Annotated in this window: 17 protein-coding genes; 14 read left to right on the forward strand and 3 right to left on the reverse strand. The window is 60.4% G+C overall.

Features of this window, described 5'->3' with window-relative positions:
- Positions 1–4: 4 nt before the first annotated feature.
- Entirely contained in the window at positions 5–937 is a 933-nt protein-coding gene (locus ACWHRL_RS02450; RefSeq protein ID WP_447527696.1) for a LysR substrate-binding domain-containing protein, read from the reverse strand.
- Positions 938–1,091: 154 nt separating this feature from the next.
- Here ACWHRL_RS02450 and ACWHRL_RS02455 point away from each other — a divergent pair, with 154 nt between their 5' ends.
- The 14 genes from ACWHRL_RS02455 to ACWHRL_RS02520 all read left to right on the forward strand — a co-directional run bounded on the left by ACWHRL_RS02455 (position 1,092) and on the right by ACWHRL_RS02520 (position 15,176).
- Complete coding sequence (locus tag ACWHRL_RS02455; protein ID WP_447895090.1) at positions 1,092–2,324, forward strand: aldose epimerase family protein; 1,233 nt, start codon at positions 1,092–1,094, stop codon at positions 2,322–2,324.
- 100 nt (positions 2,325–2,424) lie between these two features.
- On the forward strand, positions 2,425–3,420 hold the full coding sequence (locus ACWHRL_RS02460) for an arabinose ABC transporter substrate-binding protein (RefSeq protein ID WP_447895091.1): 996 nt from the start codon (positions 2,425–2,427) through the stop codon (positions 3,418–3,420).
- A gap of 27 nt (positions 3,421–3,447) precedes the next feature.
- Positions 3,448–4,941 carry an L-arabinose ABC transporter ATP-binding protein AraG gene (araG, locus tag ACWHRL_RS02465; protein WP_447895092.1) on the forward strand — a complete coding sequence of 498 codons (1,494 nt, stop codon included), beginning with the start codon at positions 3,448–3,450 and terminating at the stop codon, positions 4,939–4,941.
- Positions 4,942–4,979: 38 nt separating this feature from the next.
- Positions 4,980–5,990 carry an L-arabinose ABC transporter permease AraH gene (gene araH, locus ACWHRL_RS02470; protein ID WP_447895093.1) on the forward strand — a complete coding sequence of 337 codons (1,011 nt, stop codon included), beginning with the start codon at positions 4,980–4,982 and terminating at the stop codon, positions 5,988–5,990.
- 66 nt (positions 5,991–6,056) lie between these two features.
- Positions 6,057–7,802, forward strand: coding sequence for an IlvD/Edd family dehydratase (locus ACWHRL_RS02475; RefSeq protein ID WP_447895094.1), 1,746 nt, complete (start codon positions 6,057–6,059; stop codon positions 7,800–7,802).
- 341 nt (positions 7,803–8,143) lie between these two features.
- The gene (locus ACWHRL_RS02480) at positions 8,144–8,443 is read left to right on the forward strand and encodes a hypothetical protein (RefSeq protein WP_447895095.1); all 300 of its coding nucleotides are present in this window, start codon (positions 8,144–8,146) and stop codon (positions 8,441–8,443) included.
- A gap of 193 nt (positions 8,444–8,636) precedes the next feature.
- Positions 8,637–9,755, forward strand: a complete 1,119-nt coding sequence (locus ACWHRL_RS02485) for an acyltransferase family protein (protein WP_447895096.1) — start codon at positions 8,637–8,639, stop codon at positions 9,753–9,755.
- Between the two features lie 28 nt (positions 9,756–9,783).
- Positions 9,784–10,881 carry a serine hydrolase gene (locus ACWHRL_RS02490; protein ID WP_447895097.1) on the forward strand — a complete coding sequence of 366 codons (1,098 nt, stop codon included), beginning with the start codon at positions 9,784–9,786 and terminating at the stop codon, positions 10,879–10,881.
- A 122-nt stretch (positions 10,882–11,003) separates the two neighbouring features.
- The gene (locus ACWHRL_RS02495; RefSeq protein WP_447895098.1) at positions 11,004–11,282 is read left to right on the forward strand and encodes a peptidylprolyl isomerase; all 279 of its coding nucleotides are present in this window, start codon (positions 11,004–11,006) and stop codon (positions 11,280–11,282) included.
- Between the two features lie 95 nt (positions 11,283–11,377).
- On the forward strand, positions 11,378–12,313 hold the full coding sequence (locus tag ACWHRL_RS02500) for an ABC transporter ATP-binding protein (RefSeq protein WP_447527705.1): 936 nt from the start codon (positions 11,378–11,380) through the stop codon (positions 12,311–12,313).
- On the forward strand, positions 12,310–13,071 hold the full coding sequence (locus ACWHRL_RS02505; RefSeq protein ID WP_447527706.1) for an ABC transporter permease: 762 nt from the start codon (positions 12,310–12,312) through the stop codon (positions 13,069–13,071). The genes ACWHRL_RS02500 and ACWHRL_RS02505 overlap by 4 nt, the downstream gene beginning before the upstream one ends.
- Positions 13,072–13,111: 40 nt before the next feature.
- Complete coding sequence (locus ACWHRL_RS02510) at positions 13,112–14,122, forward strand: nucleoid-associated protein (protein ID WP_447527707.1); 1,011 nt, start codon at positions 13,112–13,114, stop codon at positions 14,120–14,122.
- A gap of 3 nt (positions 14,123–14,125) precedes the next feature.
- The gene (locus ACWHRL_RS02515) at positions 14,126–14,590 is read left to right on the forward strand and encodes a tellurite resistance TerB family protein (RefSeq protein WP_447895099.1); all 465 of its coding nucleotides are present in this window, start codon (positions 14,126–14,128) and stop codon (positions 14,588–14,590) included.
- Entirely contained in the window at positions 14,583–15,176 is a 594-nt protein-coding gene (locus tag ACWHRL_RS02520; protein ID WP_447895100.1) for an exopolysaccharide biosynthesis protein, read from the forward strand. Before ACWHRL_RS02515 ends, ACWHRL_RS02520 begins: the two co-directional genes overlap by 8 nt.
- A gap of 33 nt (positions 15,177–15,209) precedes the next feature.
- On the opposite strand, the gene ACWHRL_RS02525 is transcribed toward ACWHRL_RS02520, so the two are convergent.
- Both ACWHRL_RS02525 and ACWHRL_RS02530 read right to left on the reverse strand, forming a co-directional pair.
- Positions 15,210–16,208 carry a serine hydrolase domain-containing protein gene (locus tag ACWHRL_RS02525; protein WP_447895101.1) on the reverse strand — a complete coding sequence of 333 codons (999 nt, stop codon included), beginning with the start codon at positions 16,206–16,208 and terminating at the stop codon, positions 15,210–15,212.
- Positions 16,209–16,538: 330 nt separating this feature from the next.
- Positions 16,539–16,859 carry a hypothetical protein gene (locus tag ACWHRL_RS02530; protein WP_447895102.1) on the reverse strand — a complete coding sequence of 107 codons (321 nt, stop codon included), beginning with the start codon at positions 16,857–16,859 and terminating at the stop codon, positions 16,539–16,541.
- Between the last annotated feature and the right edge of the window lie 26 nt (positions 16,860–16,885).

Raw genomic sequence — 16,885 nt, forward strand, 5'->3', positions numbered from 1 at the left:
CAGCTTATTCGATCAGCTCGCGCAGCGTGCTCATCAGCACCGCCGCCCCCGGAGAGAGCCGCTGTTGGCGCAAACTGACAAGCCCGTAGGGCTGCACGCTAAGGGTTTCCACGAAAGGCAGCCGATGAAAGCGCTCGGGCGGGCAGAGCAGGTCGGCGGTTTCGCGCGTGGCCACGGTAATCGTGTCGGATTTCAAAACCAGCGAAAGCGAGACCAGCAGGTCGGTGGTGTCCACGACCTGGCGGGGTGGCGCGACCTGATGGTGGAGAAACAGGCTGTCCACCCGCTGGCGCATGAGCGCGCCGGGCGGCTGAAGCGACCATGGGTAAACGGCCATGTCGGCAAGGCCCAGGGTGGGTTCGTCGGCCAGCGGGTGCGCCTTTCGGCAAACAAAACAGAGCTCCTCCTCACCAATCTCTTCGAATACGAAGTGCTCGATGTTGTAGCCCGCGGGAATACGCGTGATGGCAAAATCGAGCTCACCCTCCAATAGGCGCGGCACGAGCACCTTACTGACATCGACCTCGACGCTAATTTTGAGCTCGGGGCGGTCGCGGTGGACGCGCTCGATGGCGCTGGTCAGCAGCGTGACGGCGGGGGCCATGACGGTGCCGACCGCGACGGTTCCCAGATGGCCACGTTGTAAAGCGTTCAGCTCTTCGCCGGTGTGACGAAGCGTCGACAGTATGCTGTGCGCCTGACGAACCATCACCTCCCCATACCAGTTGGGCGTCAAGCCGCGGGAGTGGCGATCGAACAGGCGCACGCCCAGGTTGGACTCCACATCGCTGAGTAGCTTCGAAGCGGCGGGTTGGCTGATATGGAGCTGACGCGCCGCCCGGTGCAGGTTGCGCTGCTCTTCGAGCGCTAAAAATAACTGAAAATGGCGCAACTTTAGTCGAGCGTCGAGAAACCAGTCATCCTCCAGAACACCCATGGGATAAGCCTTTTGTCGTTATCGATAACTAAATGTATATGGATTTTAGCCTACTTATGTATTGGTTGGTTATGCCCGAATTGTCTAGGGTTAGCGATGACCAGGCGGGGTCCATACCGCCTTGATAACAACAACCATAAAAGGGGGGAGTATCATGCCTCTAACGCACGCCACGCCGGGCCGTTTTGTCCCTGCTTTATTCATCGGAGTGGGTAGCGCGCTGCTGGTGATGAGCACCGCCCATGCGCAGAATGAGACGTCTACCATGGAGCAACAGCGCCCGACACACACCGCTGAAAGCATCGAAAAAGCCACCTTCGGCCAACTGCCCGATGGTCGTGAGGTGGCGAGTTACTTACTCACCAATGCCAACGGTGTCGAACTCAAGGTCATTACCTACGGTGGCACCATCGTGTCGCTTAAAGTGCCAGACAGTGCCGGCGATTTTGACGATGTCGTGCTGGGCTTCGACTCGATCGACGGCTATCTCTCGGACACCTATCAGCAGGTCAATCCTTACTTTGGTGCGCTGATCGGGCGTTATAGTAACCGTATTGCCAACGGCCAATTTTCGCTTGAAGGCGAGACCTATACGCTCTCCATCAACGATGGCGACAACCACTTGCACGGCGGCGCGCAAGGCTTCGACCGCGTACTTTGGCAAGCCGAGCCGTTCGAGAACGAAAGTGGCGCGGGCCTGGTGCTGCGCTACACCAGCGCGGAAGGTGAAGAGGGCTACCCTGGCGAGCTGAGCGTCGAGGTGACGTATACGCTCACCGACCAGGATGAATTGATCATCGACTACCAGGCCGACACCGACAAGGCCACCCCGGTCAACTTGACCCAGCACAGCTACTTCAACCTGGAGGGCGAGGGTAGCGATACCATTCTCGATCATCAGCTCATGCTCGACGCCAATGCCTTTACGCCAGTTAATGAGTCGCTGATCCCGACCGGGGAGCTTCGCGACGTGGCGGGCACGCCGTTCGACTTTACCGAGCCAACGGCCATTGGCGAGCGTATCGAGCAGGACGACGAGCAGCTCGGTTTTGGCCAGGGGTACGATCACAACTTCGTACTCGAGCGCGATGAAAGCCAAGAAGGCGAGCTGGTGCTGGCGGCGCGGGTATGGGCGCCGGAAAGCGGCCGGTTGCTTGAAATCGAAACCACGGAGCCGGGTATCCAATTCTACTCGGGTAACTTTTTGGGTGGCGAGCTCACCGGTAAAAGCGGCCAGGCGTATCAGCAGCGCTCGGGGCTGGCGCTGGAAACCCAGCACTTTCCCGACTCGCCCAACCAGGCCGACTTCCCCAGCACTACTTTAGAACCCGGTGAGCATTATCACTCGCGCACCGTGATGCGTTTTTCGACTCATGAAAGCTGGTAGTGCGCGGTCAACGCCTGGCTCTCGCTGTGCCAAGTGTTGCCCGCCAAGCGGTAACGAATAAATAGTGATTAAAAACAATGACGATAAAAGGAGCTTCACCATGCGACTAGCCACCTCTTTTGCACGCCTGGCACTATGCAGCGCCATCATGATGGCGCCATTGAGCGTTCAGGCACAAAGTGACGAGGATGTAAAAATCGGCTTTATCGTGAAAAAGCCGGAGCAGGCGTGGTTCATTAACGAGCAGCGCGCGGCGACCGAGGTGGGCGAAGAGCTCGGTTTCGAAGTCGTGCGCCTCGGCGGTGAGGATGGCCAGCAAGTACTGAGCGCCATCGATAATCTTTACGCCCAGGGGGCTCAGGGCTTTGTGATCTGCCCGCCGGATGTGCGCCTAGGGTCGGCCATCATGAACCGCGCCAACCAGTACGGTATGAAGGTCATCACCGTGGACGACCAGTTCGTGAATTCCAGCGGCGAGCCCATGGCGGACGTGCCTCATCTAGGCATGTCGGGCACCAAAATTGGCCGCCAGGTGGGCGAGGCGATTGCCGCGGAGATGCAGGCGCGGGGCTGGGACAGCGAAGAGGTGGCCGCGCTGCGCATCACCAATAACGAACTGCCCACGGCGGTGGAGCGCACCGATGGCGCCACCCAGGCGCTGCTCGAGGCCGGCTTCCCCGAAGAGAACATTTTCGACGCGCCCCAGCAAAGCACCGATACCAACGGCGCCTTTTCCGCCGCCTCGCCGGTGCTTTCCCAGCGCGGCGGTTACGAGCACTGGGTGATCTACGCGCTCAACGAGGAGAGCGTGCTGGGTGGCGTGCGCGCGACCGAGCAGTATGGGCTGGCGCCGGAAGACGTGATCGGCGTGGGTATCAACGGCTCCGGCGCTGCCTTTGCCGAGTTCTCGCGCAACAACCCCACCGGCTTTCACGGCACGGTGGCCGTTAGCTCGACCATGCACGGCCGCCAAACCACAGAGGATCTGTACCACTGGATTAGCGAAGACCGCGAGCCCGAGGCCAATACGGAAACCACCGGCACCCTGATGACCCGGGATAACTGGGAAGAAGTGCGTGAGGAACTGGGACTTTAATGCGCTCTGTTGAGGGAGGGGGTGGTTATGTCTGAACCGTATCTTCGTTTCGACGGCATTAGCGTGGTATTTCCTGGTGTGCGCGCGCTGGACGATGTGAGCTTCTCGGCCCACACCGGTCAGGTGCATGCGCTGATGGGCGAAAACGGCGCCGGCAAATCCACGCTGCTAAAGGTGCTTAGCGGCGTGAACCGGGCCGCCGAAGGCGCGCTTTGGATCGATGGGCAGCGTCACGTCTTCGGCAATGCCCGGGAGGCGCTGCGCGAAGGCATCGCAATCATCTATCAAGAGCTCACCCTCTCGCCGAACATGTCAGTGGCGGAAAACCTGTTGCTGGGGCAGCTACCCACTCGCAGTGGGTTCGTGGACCGCCGTCGGTTGAAAGAGCGGGCGCTGGCGATTCTGAAAGACCTGGGCGAGGGCGCGATTCATCCCTCCACGAAAGTACGCGATCTATCGATCGGCCAGCAACAGATGATCGAGATCGGCCGCGCGCTACTGCGCGATGCGCGGGTCATCGCCTTCGATGAGCCGACCAGCAGCCTCTCGGTACAGGAGACGCGCCAGCTCAAGCGTATCGTCCAGCGCCTGCGCGATGAAGGTCGGGTAGTGCTCTACGTGACCCACCGCATGGAGGAAGTGTTCGAGATGTGCGATGCGGTCACGATATTTCGCGACGGGAAGCACATTCGTACCCACGAGGACATGAGTACGCTCACCCACGACCTGCTGGTCAGTGAAATGGTCGGCCGCGATATCAACGATGTTTACGGCTACCGCTTTCGTGAAGCCGGCGAGACGGTGCTCAGCGTGGACGGCATCGAAGGCCGGGGGATCAAAGGCCCGGTGAGCTTCTCGGTGAAGAAGGGGGAAGTATTCGGGCTATTCGGCCTGGTGGGGGCCGGGCGCAGTGAACTTTTGCGCCTGGTGTGCGGGGTCGAGACGCCCAAAGCGGGCAGCGTCACCTTCAAGGGCACCACGCGGCGCTTCAAAAGCCCCGGCGAGGCGATTCGTGCCGGGATCGCCATGTGCCCGGAAGACCGCAAGTCCCAGGGCATTTTTCCCGTGGCAAGCGTCGCCGACAACCTGAACATCAGCTGCCGACGTTTTTTCAAGCGCTGGGGCGTGTTTCGCCACCCCGGGCGCGAGCGGCGTAACGCCGAAGACTATATCCGGAAGCTGAGCATCAAGACGCCGGGCCCGCGGGCGCCGATCGGCAAGCTCTCCGGCGGCAACCAGCAGAAGGTAATTCTTGCCCGGTGGCTCTCTGAAGAGATCGATCTGTTCGTGATGGACGAACCCACCCGGGGCATCGACGTGGGCGCACGGCGCGATATTTATAGCCTGCTTTACGATTTGGCCGAGCAGGGCAAGAGCGTGCTGGTGATCTCGAGCGACCTTGCCGAGGTGAGCTCGATCTGTGACCGCATTGCCGTAATGCGCGATGGCGAACTGGTGGAGGTGGTCCCGCGGGACGCCGCTACCCCCGAACACCTGCTGGGGCTGGCGCTGCCGGCGTAACCGTCTCTGGGCTCAGGCTTTCTTTTAGGATTAACACAATGACAACCAATAAATTGACTCAGGATAGCGCAGCGCCGGAACGGCCTGCCGGGCGCCAGGGGCTGATCAAGCCGCTACGCACACTGCTCGATACCTCGGGGCTGATCGCCATTTTTCTGCTGCTGTTCGTGGCATTGGCGGTCTTCATTCCCGACTTTCTTACCGGGCGCAACATGGTCGGGCTGCTCTTGTCGATCACGCTGATCGGGAGTCTCGCCACCACCATGATGCTGGTACTGGCGCTGGGGGAAGTCGATCTTTCGGTGGCCTCCACGGTGGCGTTTGCCGGGGTCGTCGCGGCGGTGGTGACCTCGAGCACCGGCAGCGTATTGACCGGTGTGCTCGGCGGCATCCTGGCCGGCGGCGCGGTCGGGGTCTTTAACGGGCTGGTGATCGCCCGGTTCGGTATCAACTCGCTCATCGCCACGCTGGCCGCCATGGAGTTCGTGCGCGGGCTTGCCTACATCACCTCCGGCGGCGATGCGGTCATGATTACCGTACCGGGCTTTTTCGACCTGGGCAGCGCCGCGTTTCTGGGCCTGACGCTGCCGGTCTGGACCATGCTTGCCTGCTTCGTGATCTTTGGCGTGGTGCTCAATATGACGGCGTTTGGCCGCAACGTGCTGGCGATTGGAGGAAACTCGGAAGCGGCGTCGCTTGCCGGGGTGAACGTGCGCCGTTTGAAAATCATCGTGTTCGGTCTTCAGGGCGTGGTCGCCGGGGTCGTTGGGGTGCTGCTCGCCTCGCGCATGGGGCTTGGCGACCCTAACACCTCCATGGGTCTGGAGCTTGCCGTCATCTCCGCGTGTGTGCTGGGCGGGGTCGCGCTCTCCGGCGGGGTGGCCACGATTACCGGTGTGGTGGTCGGGGTGTTGATCATGGGCTGCGTGCAGAACGCCATGGGGCTTTTGAACGTGCCGACCTTCTACCAATACCTGGTACGCGGGGCGATTCTTCTGCTAGCGGTGATGTTCGACCGCTGGAAGCAGACCCGCCGACAGCGCGCTTAACGCTCACGCGTTCCCTTTTTTAGTCACACCCAATTTTGTCACCGGCATCGATACGGAGAGACTTTCATGTCTGATCAAAAGGCGCCCCTGCGCTCGGCCCAGTGGTTCGGCACCGCCGATAAGAACGGCTTCATGTACCGCAGTTGGATGAAAAACCAGGGAATTCCCGACCACGAGTTTCAAGGCAAGCCGATCATTGGTATCTGCAATACCTGGTCGGAGCTGACGCCTTGCAACGCTCACTTTCGCAAGCTCGCCGAGCACGTCAAAAAGGGCGTACTGGAAGCGGGAGGCTATCCGGTCGAGTTCCCGGTGTTCTCCAGTGGCGAATCCAACCTGCGGCCCACCGCCATGTTCACCCGCAACCTGGCGAGTATGGATGTCGAGGAGGCGATTCGCGGCAACCCCATCGATGCGGTGGTGCTGCTGGTGGGGTGTGACAAGACGACCCCGGCACTGCTGATGGGCGCGGCTAGCTGTGATATCCCCGCCATCGTGGTGACCGGTGGGCCGATGCTCAACGGCAAGCATAAAGGCAAGGATATTGGTTCCGGCACCGTGGTCTGGCAGCTCTCCGAGCAGGTTAAGGCCGGCGAGATCTCGCTTCACGATTTCATGGCCGCCGAGGCGGGTATGTCGCGCTCGGCGGGCACCTGCAACACCATGGGCACCGCCTCGACCATGGCCTGCATGGCGGAATCATTGGGCGTGTCGCTACCTCATAACGCCGCCATTCCCGCGGTGGATTCGCGGCGTTACGTGCTGGCGCACCTCTCTGGTAATCGTATCGTCGAGATGGTCCACGAGGATCTCAAGCTGTCCAAAATCCTCACCCAACAAGCTTTCGATAATGCCATTCGCACCAACGCTGCGATCGGCGGCTCCACCAATGCGGTGATTCACCTTCAGGCGATTGCCGGGCGTATCGGCGTGGAGCTGAACCTCGACGACTGGAGCCGGGTCGGGCGCGGCACACCCACGGTAGTCGACCTGCAGCCCTCGGGGCGCTTTCTGATGGAAGAGTTCTACTACGCCGGCGGGCTGCCTGCGGTACTCCGGCGCCTTGGCGAGGCGGATCGGCTGCCGTTCAAGGATGCGCTGACGGTGAACGGGAAAACGCTTTGGGAGAACGTCCAGGACGCACCGCTCTATAACGACGAGGTGATCCGGCCGCTGGATAATCCGCTCACTGCGGACGGCGGGATCTGCATACTGCGCGGCAACCTGGCGCCCAACGGCGCGGTGCTCAAACCCTCGGCGGCGACGCCTGCGCTAATGCGCCACCGCGGCCGGGCGGTGGTGTTCGAAGATTTCGACGACTACAAAGCGCGCATCAACGACCCGGACCTGGACGTCAACGCCGACGATATCCTGGTCATGAAGCACTGCGGCCCCCGGGGGTATCACGGCATGGCGGAGGTGGGCAACATGGGGCTGCCGCCCAAGATTCTTGCCCTGGGCGTGACCGACATGGTGCGCATTTCGGATGCACGCATGAGCGGCACCGCCTACGGCACGGTGGTACTGCACGTAGCGCCGGAGGCCGCGGCGGGTGGGCCGCTTGCCGCAGTACACAACGGCGACTGGATCGAGCTCGACTGCCAAAGCGGGCGGCTGCACCTGGATATCAGCGATGAAGAACTGGCCGAGCGGCTGAGCGCTGACGATGCCACGGCGGCCTCCACGATGATCGCAAGCCAGGGCGGCTACCGCCAGCTCTATATCGAACGGGTGCTGCAAGCCGACCAGGGGTGCGACTTCGACTTTCTGGTGGGCTGTCGCGGCGCCGAAGTACCCCGTCATTCGCACTAAAAGATAGCCAATGCCTTGCGAGGATCCCTTGGGCGCATTAACTGCAATTGACATGACCAACGCGGCCCATGTGCCAACCTTAAACATTAAAATACGTATTAAATGCAGGTTTGAGTACGGGTTGGCACACGCTTTTGTATTTTTAAGTTTTTGATTTTAAATTATTTTCCATTTTTTATTGAAAATCTGGTACGCCCGCTGCAATGGTTTGGCCAAGAGCGCAGCGTCAGGATGGCACGGTGCTCTTGTTTAAACTCAACGTACGATTTTTTACCGGGTAACGCTTTTATTGATACCCGTGTCGAAAAGCAGGAAAGTAAAGCCAATCAGGAGGCACGATCATGAAGAAGGAATCTCTCAAGAAACTAGGCATCCTTGGTGTATCTTTCGGCCTAATGGCCAGCCCGCTAGCCTTTGCTGGCATGGAAGAAGACACGGCGCCGCAAGAGCCGGTACCGCAGGAAGACACCATGCAGGATGAGCAGGGCACGTACAACTCCTACGACACCGAGCAGGAGCAGGGTGCGACTACCGAGTACGAAGAGGAAGAGCAAGAATTCACTTACGAAGAAGAGGAGGAGGAGCAAGAAGATTGGGATACCGATACTGACACGGATACCGACTCCGACAGCAATTGGTAAACCCCGCTTGCTAAAGGACTAACCGCTTCCCTGGTTCAAGGATGAGCCACGAAATGCCCCGCCGAATGCGGGGCATTTTTGCGTTTAAACGTCCGCTACCCCTGTTACGGGCGATAAGCTAAGGTTGAGGCCCTCTCACTATAGCTTGGGTGATCGACATCGAATCGACGCCGTTTACAGGGATGTACGCCACGTGCTGAGCTTAAAATCGAGCTTAAAAGAAGTACCTGTTCTCCCCAGGGCACAAGGGCGGATCGAAGCCATCGACTTGGCCCGGGGTATAGCCATTGGTTTGATGATCATAAGCCACACCGTCAGCGGCCTGGTGGGTATTCCCAACGTGCCCGAGTGGGGCATGGTGCCCGTGCACCTCATTACCAAGTTCTCCTCCTCGCTTTTTATCATGGTGTTCGGCATGGCGCTGGCGGTGGCATTTTTACCGCGTACCCAAAGTGCCGATTGGCCCAGGCGGCGTTTGAAGCTGTGGCTGCGCGCCCTTGAAGTGTGGTTTTGGTACAAGGCGCTCACCATCGTCGAAATGCTCCCGTTCAACGCGCCAGCGGATATCGTCGATACGCTGCTCTATGGCAACTTTGCCATCTGGGTCGAAATCCTCGGCTTCTACGCCATCGCGCTTTTGTGGGTGCCGCTGATACTTCCGCTCTGGGCCCGGGCGCCGCTATGGTCGCGCCTGGCGGCTATCGCAGTGCTCACCGCACTTTCGGCCTGGCTGCAGGGGTTCGATTTTGGTGGCAACCCCCTTTTGAAAGCGCTGCTGGTCGATCACGAAGCGTATTACACCTGGGGGCAGCTAAGTCGCGCGCCGCTGATTCTTGCCGGGCTTTTGATGGGTGAGGCCACGCTTCGCTGCGTTTTCGAGCGTGCCACGCGCCTTCGCCTGGTCGCGATATTGCTCGCGCTGGGCGGCGCGATGATCGGCGCCTTTTATGGCCTGGCGGCCCTGGGGGATGGCCCCTATGCGGCCATGGTGGCGGTGGCGAACAATGCCGGTAAGCACCCGCCACAGCTTGCCTTCATGCTGTTCAGTGTGGGTGGGGCGCTGGTTGTTCTAGGGCTTGCGTTGGCCGGCGGCGCGGCGGCGGCCAAGGCACTTTTGCCGCTGACCATTGTCGGAAGCGACGCGCTCAAGGCGTTCATTTTCCATATCGTGCTGATTTTTTTAGTGCTTCGTTTTCTGCTGGAGCTTAACGGCACCTATACCTACACGCAGGCGCTGGGCGTCGGTGGGCTTTTGATTCTCGGGGCCGCGCTGTGGATTTGGGTAACACGCTGGATAGCGGCGCACCGATAACCACAGGACAAACGATCGAGGTGACGATTTGCGATGGTTTAAATGTACGCTGATTGTCGCGGCGCTTTGTATAGCGCTGCCGGTACAGGCGGATTGGTACTACGAGACCGACAAGCAGAGCTATTGGCAGGGGAGCCTGAGCACTCGTCTGGCCGCTATCGAGGACGCCTTTGGCGGAGCGCTCGGCGTTTACGTTCAAAACCTGCAAAGCGGCGAAGCCTTCTCCTGGCAAGCCGACACCCCGTGGTATCTGGCCTCGCTGATCAAGGTGCCGGTAGCCGCCGAGGTCTTCGCAAAGCGTCAGGCCGGCGGGCTGACGCTCGATGAGCGCATCACGCTCAACCAGAGCGACTACGTGGATGGCGCCGGGCCGGTGAATTGGCACGACCCCGGCACGCCGATCTCGATTACGTATCTGCTGGAGCAGATGATCACTGTCAGCGACAACACCGCCTCGGACATGCTGATCGACCGGGTCGGGCTCGAGGCGGTCAATGCGCGCGCTAGGCAAATGGTGGCGGCCAGTGGCGGTGACCCCAATGAGCTGGGCCCGATTACCCGGCTGGTGGGGGTGCGCCAGGGGGTGTATGGCGCGCTGCATCCACAAGCAAAAGCGCTGGGCGGCAGCGATTTCATGGCGCTTCGCCAAAACGGTATCGGTCAGCGTCCGGCGGCGCTTGCGCGCCTTTTAGGCGTTGCCAGTAGCGATTTACGCGAGCCCGATTACGATCGCGCGTTCGATGCCTACGAGCAAACCGGTGAAAACACCGGTACGCTCAAAGCCTACGGCGACCTGCTCGCCGCGCTCCACCAGGGGGGCGTAAGCGACCTGGCTTCCGACCAGCGCCAGGCGCTGATCGCCCTGATGACGCGTACTCAGTCCGGCGAGGCGCGCTTGAAGCGGGGCATGGGGGATGCCATCACGTTCGCCCATAAAACCGGCACTCAGCACCGGCGTAGTTGCGATGCCGGGCTGGCCTGGCGGGGCTCTTTGGGCTCGGCCGAGCAGGGCCCTTGGGTGGTCGTTGCCTGCGCCCGGGGGCCGCTTTCGCGCAGCCAGCACGAACAGGCCCTGGCCGGCGTGGGCGAGGCGCTTAGGGTGACCGGCGCGCTGGGTACGCCTTAGCGATGTGTAACGTGCTCGAAGCGGGTGTCGAGCCCAGCGCGAACAACCGGGTTAACGCCACCCACCCAAGCACAGCCGTGATAAACTAGTGACCCCTTAAAACCGATGTTCAGGAGGCTTATATGGCCAGTGCCAGCGCCCGTCATATTCTGGTAAATAGCGAAGAGCAGTGCCTTGCCCTCAAACAAGAGATCGAAAACGGCCGCGATTTTGCTGACGTTGCCAAGGAGCATTCGAGCTGCCCGTCCGGTCGCCAGGGCGGCGACCTGGGCACGTTCGGCCCGGGTCAAATGGTGCCGGAGTTCGATAAGGTCGTCTTCAGCGGCGAGCTCAATCAAGTCCATGGTCCGGTTCAAACCCAGTTTGGCTACCATCTGCTCGAAGTCACCAGCCGCAGTTAATCTGCCCTTGGGCGCTGGCGGTTCTCTTCCTCGTGCTTGCCAGTCGCCCTTGGCAGTCAAGCACCGCGGCCCGGCCGCGGTGTGAGGAGCACGCCTTGAACGACCCCATTATCTCTATCGAGGGCTTGAACAAAACCTACAGCGGTGGCTTTCAAGCGCTCAAGCACGTGGATCTCACTATCCAACGTGGCGAAATTTTTGCTCTGCTCGGCCCCAATGGCGCGGGCAAGACTACGCTCATCAGCCTGGTGTGCGGGCTGGTCAACCCAAGTGAAGGCCACGTGACCGTCGACGGTTTCGATAACGTCAAGCAGTACCGCCAGGCGCGTCAGCGCATCGGGCTGGTGCCTCAGGAACTCACCAACGAGGCCTTCGAGACGGTCTGGAACACGGTCAGTTTCAGCCGCGGCCTGTTCGGTAAGCCGCCAAGCCCGGCGCATATCGAAAAAGTGCTCAAGTCGCTAGCGCTATGGGATAAGCGCAACAACCGCTTGATTACCCTTTCCGGCGGTATGAAGCGCCGCGTACTCATCGCCAAGGCGCTCTCTCACGAGCCGCGCATTCTGTTTCTCGATGAACCCACCGCCGGTGTGGATGTCGAGCTTCGCCGCGACATGTGGGAGGTGGTGCGCGGGCTGCGCGATAACGGCGTGACCATCATTCTCACCACCCACTACATCGAAGAAGCCGAAGAGATGGCCGATCGCATCGGCGTGATCAATCATGGCGAAGTGGTGCTGGTGGAAGAGAAAGCGGCACTGATGAAAAAGCTCGGCAGCAAGCAGCTTACTTTAGAGCTGCACACCCCACTGGATACGCTGCCGCCCAGACTCGAGGGCGATACGCTGAGTTTGACCGACGCCGGCCAGACGCTGGTGTATACCTACGATGGGCATCAGGAAGAAGAAGGCCGCGGCGTGTCCGGCTTGTTGGCCGCCCTGAGCGAAGAGGGCATTCGGGTGAAGGACCTGCACACCCGGCAGAGTTCGCTTGAAGATATTTTCGTCGATTTGGTCAAGGAGCGCTCATGAATCTCTACCCCGTCCGTTCGATCTACATGGCGGAGATGGCGCGCACCCGGCGCACGCTTTTGCAAAGTATCGTCTCACCGGTCATTTCCACTTCGCTCTACTTCGTGGTGTTTGGCGCGGCGATCGGCTCGCGCATTAATGAAATCAACGGGGTCAGCTACGGCGCCTTCATCGTGCCCGGGTTGATCATGTTGATGCTACTGACGCAAAGCGTTTCCAATGCGTCCTTCGGCATCTTCTTTCCCAAGTTCTCCGGCAGTATTTACGAGATTCTTTCCGCGCCCATTTCGTACCTGGAAGTGGTGGTGGGCTACGTGGGGGCCGCGGCGTCCAAGTCGATACTGCTGGGGCTGATCATTTTGGGCACCTCGAGCTTTTTCGTGCCGCTTCAGATCGCCCACCCGTTCTGGATGCTGACCTTTTTGGTGCTCACCGCCGTCACCTTCAGCCTGCTGGGGTTCATCATCGGCATCTGGGCCGATGGGTTCGACAAGCTCCAGCTGGTGCCGCTTTTGGTGATCACCCCGCTGACCTTTTTGGGCGGAAGTTTTTACTCTATCGACATGCTGCCGCCGTTTTGGCAAAGCGTGACGCTGGCAAACCCGGTGGTCTATCTGGTCAGCGGCTTTCGCTGGAGCTTTTACGGCATCAGCGACGTAAGTCTTGGAGCAAGCGTGGGTATGATTACGCTCTTTCTCGCGGCAAGCCTGGCCATGATCGGCTGGATTTTCCATACCGGCTACCGGCTAAAACCCTAAGCGTCTCAATTTTTGATCATTTAAAAGGCAAGATTCCCCTATGCCGCTTTTGCAAAGCATCGTGCACCGCCTGGAACCCACCCTGGACGGCGAGCGCCTGACCGTGACCACCGCGCCGGCCGTTGGCGAAAGTGACGACCCGGTGATGGCAAACCTGGTGGGTAAATTGAATGATACCTACAACACCAAGGCCAAGGGGTGGGGGCGCTTCGCTCTCGAGGGCGAGCAGGCCGGGCCGCTGGTGGCCTGGCTTGCCGCATACCTTAAAGGTGATCAGGACTTCATGGCATTCTCCACCGCCTTGACCGAGCGCCTGGCGCGCGAGCTGCAGGAGGCGCTTTCGGTGAGCGGGTATCTGGTGATCGCCCACCAGCGCCAGGGCGATACCGAAACGCTCTTCTTTGCGCTCGTACATCAGCGCGAGGGCATCGGTATTAGTGAATCCCATCAGGCCGTGCCCGCCGCCCAGCTCAATACCCAGCAGCTCACCCTGGCCGCGCGGGTCAACATTACCCAGTGGCAGGGCGATGAGACCGCCAGCCAACAGTACGTCTCGTTTCTAAAGGATCGTGGCGCGAAGAAGCTGGCCGATGGCGTGGCGGCGGTGCTCGGCATGGAGGAGGGCATCGACGCGCCCGCCGAGACGCGCACGCTGCTCAAGGCCTTTAGTGACTTCGTCGAGCAGGAAGAATTCGACGAAGAGGCCAGCCGCGAAAAGACCGATACGCTGGTGGACTACGCCAACGAGCAGATGCGCCGCGGCGAGCCGATGACCCTGGAAGAACTCTCCGGGCTCGTCGACGAGCAGCAGCCCAAGGCGTTTTATGAGCACATTCGCAACGCCGACTACGGCCTTTCGCCGGAGATTCCGCCGGACAAGAAAACGCTGAGCCAGTTTCGCCGCTTTACCGGCCGCGCCGGTGGTGTCTCCATCAGCTTCGATTCGCACCTACTAGGCTCCAGCATCGAGTACGACGAGGGCCAGGATCGGCTGATCATCAAGCAAGTGCCCAAACAGCTCAAAGAACAGCTTGCCAAGCGTAAGGAGTGAGCCATGCTCGACGCGATTCGTGATTTTTTTCAGGACGCGCTCGCCGAGCCCGAGCGGCGCGAAAACCAACACCTGACACTGGAACTTGCCTCGGCGGCGCTACTTTGCGAAGTGATGCGCGCGGACTTCGAGCAAACCGATGCCGAGCGCCAAACGCTCAAGCAGATACTCATGGCCCGCTATCGGCTGGGAGATGCGGAAGTTACCGAGCTGATGGCGCTGGCGGATGCCGAAGTGGAGGAGGCGGTGGACCACTACCAGTTCGTAAGCCTCATCAAGGAGCACTACGACTACGCAAAGCGCTGCGAACTAGTGGCGCTGATGTGGCAACTGGCGTGGGCGGATGGCAGTATCGACCCGCAGGAAGAGCACCGCATTCGTCGGCTGGCGGATCTTTTACACGTTAGCCACAGCGATTTCATCCGTAGCAAACTCAAGGCAGAGGAGCGTCAAAACTCCCATGAGTAACGAACCTCAGGCGGAAAGCGTGACCGAACTTCTCCATGCCATGGAGCAGATGGAAGAAGAGAAAACCCGTGTCAGCGTCGAGGACATACTCGACGCTGTGGGGCGGCGCTCCTTCGGCCCGCTTCTGCTGGTCGCTGGCTTGATCGTGCTTGCCCCCATCGTGGGCGATATTCCCGGCGTGCCCACGCTGATGGCGGCAGTGGTGCTGTTAACCTCTGGCCAGCTGCTGCTGGGGCGCAAGACCTTCTGGCTACCGGGGTTGATTCTCAACCGCTCGGTGTCGCGCAAGGGGTTCGATAAATCGATCCAGCTGATGAAAAAACCGGGTAAGTGGGTCGATGGCCTGCTGGGCGTGCGCTTGACCTGGTTGAGTGGCTACCTAGGCATGCGCGCAACTGCCTTGGCCTGTGTGCTGATCGCACTGGCCGTGCCCCCCATGGAATTCATCCCCTTCACCGCCAACGGCGCCGGCCTTGCGCTGACGCTCTTCGGCTTGGGCTTGGTTGCGAAGGACGGCCTGGTATTGGCGCTGGGGTTTCTGATCACCGGCGCCACCTTCGCCGCCATTCTCATGTATCTGCTTTAAACACCGCGTTGCGCTCGAGAGTTGAAGGGAGCGTTAGCGGTAGGTCAGCAGGTTCATCACCAGCCGGTTCAACTGCTGCTGAAACTGCCCGCCCGGCGAGGGGGGCGTGGGGTCGGAGGTGATCACCACGGTCATGTCACGCTCGGGAATGACGAACAGCGCCTGGCCGCCGTAGCCGCGCCCGTAATACACCGGCGTGGTGCCAAGGGTGGTGACGAACCAGCCAAGTCCATAGCCATCCCCGGTCCACTGAGAACTACCTCGCGGTGTCCAGGAGTCCTCCACCCAGCCTTCGGGCAGAATGCGTTCGCCGTCCACCACGCCATCATTGCGGTAAAGCTCGCCGATTTCCACCAGCGCCCGGGGCGAGAGCTGCATGTCGTTGCCGCCAAAGTAGATGCCCTGCGGGTCCTGCAACCAGCGGGGGATGGCAATGTTCAGCGGCTCGGCCAGAAGCCGCTGGGCAAGCTGGTAGGTCGACTCACCGCTTGCGTAGGTGAGCGCGGCGGATACCAGGTGGCTGGAGCCGGTGGAGTAGAGCATACGTCCGCCGGGTTCATCCACGAACGGCCGGCTCAGGGCATCCTCTACCCAGTTGGAGCTCGCCACCCAGCCGCTGTAGTTGCCGCCCGAGGTGCGCTCGAGCCCCGCCTGCATGGCGAGCAGGTTCTCGATGCTAATCTCGCTAACCTTCGGGTCCACACCTTGGGGCACGTGGCTGCCTAAAAGCTCGACCAGCGGCTGGTCGATCGAGTCGATCACACCGGCCTGGATAGCGGCGCCGGTAATCGCCGCCAGTACGGTTTTGGAGAGCGACTTCACGTTCGCCGGGGTGGCGACCCCCGGCCCGCCCTGCTGAAATTCGTGAACGATCTCCCCCTCGATCGCGACCACGACCGTGTGCAGGCGGCCAAGCGCGCTGGCTTGCTCATCCAGCACGTTAAATGCCTCTCTCGAAGGCGCTTCGGCCTGAGCGGTAAAAGGTAGCCCCATAGCCATCACCACCCCTAATCCCATTAACATTGCGCGCATTGGCACCCCTTTCGATGATGGCTTGACTGCTAAAAAGCGTAGAGTCTTCGACACGCTAGCGCACGTAAATTACGCAAAGAACCCAAAAGCCTGCTAGGATGTGGGTGTTGCCCCGATGGGGAAAGCAACCCGTTGATTTTTCTAAACGCAAAAAAGCAAGGAGCGCCGTTATGCGTAATATCATCTACATCGTGGGTCTGATAGTCGTCGTACTGTTTATTCTTTCGATGCTTGGCCTTCGTTAATTATAACGCCGTGCCAAACACAAACGCCCGCATTCGCGGGCGTTTTTGCGTTTAGAGCGCCTATTTTAAGAGGTTTGGGCTATCCCTAGGCGCAGTCCGCCGCCCCTTGGCCAAACATATCGAACATGATCTCGCGGCCCAGCGTCGTTAGCACAAAGCGCCCCGCTGCGTTGGTGGTGCCCGCCTCGCTTGCCTCGAGCGTTTTGCGACACCTGGCCCAGCCAGCGTCCTGCTGATCCAATACGGCCATCTCCCGCTTCGCCAGTCCGCAGCCGGGTAGCGTAATGGTTTCCAGCACGTATCCGTTCACATAGAGAAGCTCCGCCACGTTAAAAAGGCACCTGCGCAGTTGCTCTCGGCTAAACGGGGCGGGGTTGGCAGTAAGGGTGTTGCCCTGGGCAAACATGAGGCTCTCCAACAGTGAACACGGAA

This window comes from Vreelandella sp. GE22 (assembly GCF_968212445.1).

Bases quoted from the DNA above. Each gene is read 5' to 3' on its own strand.
- araH (WP_447895093.1), top strand. From the start codon at position 4,980: ATGACAACCAATAAATTGACTCAGGATAGCGCAGCGCCGGAACGGCCT.
- ACWHRL_RS02450 (WP_447527696.1), bottom strand. From the start codon at position 937: ATGGGTGTTCTGGAGGATGACTGGTTTCTCGACGCTCGACTAAAGTTG.
- ACWHRL_RS02505 (WP_447527706.1), top strand. From the start codon at position 12,310: ATGAATCTCTACCCCGTCCGTTCGATCTACATGGCGGAGATGGCGCGC.
- ACWHRL_RS02475 (WP_447895094.1), top strand. From the start codon at position 6,057: ATGTCTGATCAAAAGGCGCCCCTGCGCTCGGCCCAGTGGTTCGGCACC.
- ACWHRL_RS02510 (WP_447527707.1), top strand. From the start codon at position 13,112: ATGCCGCTTTTGCAAAGCATCGTGCACCGCCTGGAACCCACCCTGGAC.
- ACWHRL_RS02480 (WP_447895095.1), top strand. From the start codon at position 8,144: ATGAAGAAGGAATCTCTCAAGAAACTAGGCATCCTTGGTGTATCTTTC.
- araG (WP_447895092.1), top strand. From the start codon at position 3,448: ATGTCTGAACCGTATCTTCGTTTCGACGGCATTAGCGTGGTATTTCCT.
- ACWHRL_RS02530 (WP_447895102.1), bottom strand. From the start codon at position 16,859: ATGTTTGCCCAGGGCAACACCCTTACTGCCAACCCCGCCCCGTTTAGC.
- ACWHRL_RS02520 (WP_447895100.1), top strand. From the start codon at position 14,583: ATGAGTAACGAACCTCAGGCGGAAAGCGTGACCGAACTTCTCCATGCC.
- ACWHRL_RS02525 (WP_447895101.1), bottom strand. From the start codon at position 16,208: ATGCGCGCAATGTTAATGGGATTAGGGGTGGTGATGGCTATGGGGCTA.
- ACWHRL_RS02495 (WP_447895098.1), top strand. From the start codon at position 11,004: ATGGCCAGTGCCAGCGCCCGTCATATTCTGGTAAATAGCGAAGAGCAG.
- ACWHRL_RS02460 (WP_447895091.1), top strand. From the start codon at position 2,425: ATGCGACTAGCCACCTCTTTTGCACGCCTGGCACTATGCAGCGCCATC.
- ACWHRL_RS02455 (WP_447895090.1), top strand. From the start codon at position 1,092: ATGCCTCTAACGCACGCCACGCCGGGCCGTTTTGTCCCTGCTTTATTC.
- ACWHRL_RS02515 (WP_447895099.1), top strand. From the start codon at position 14,126: ATGCTCGACGCGATTCGTGATTTTTTTCAGGACGCGCTCGCCGAGCCC.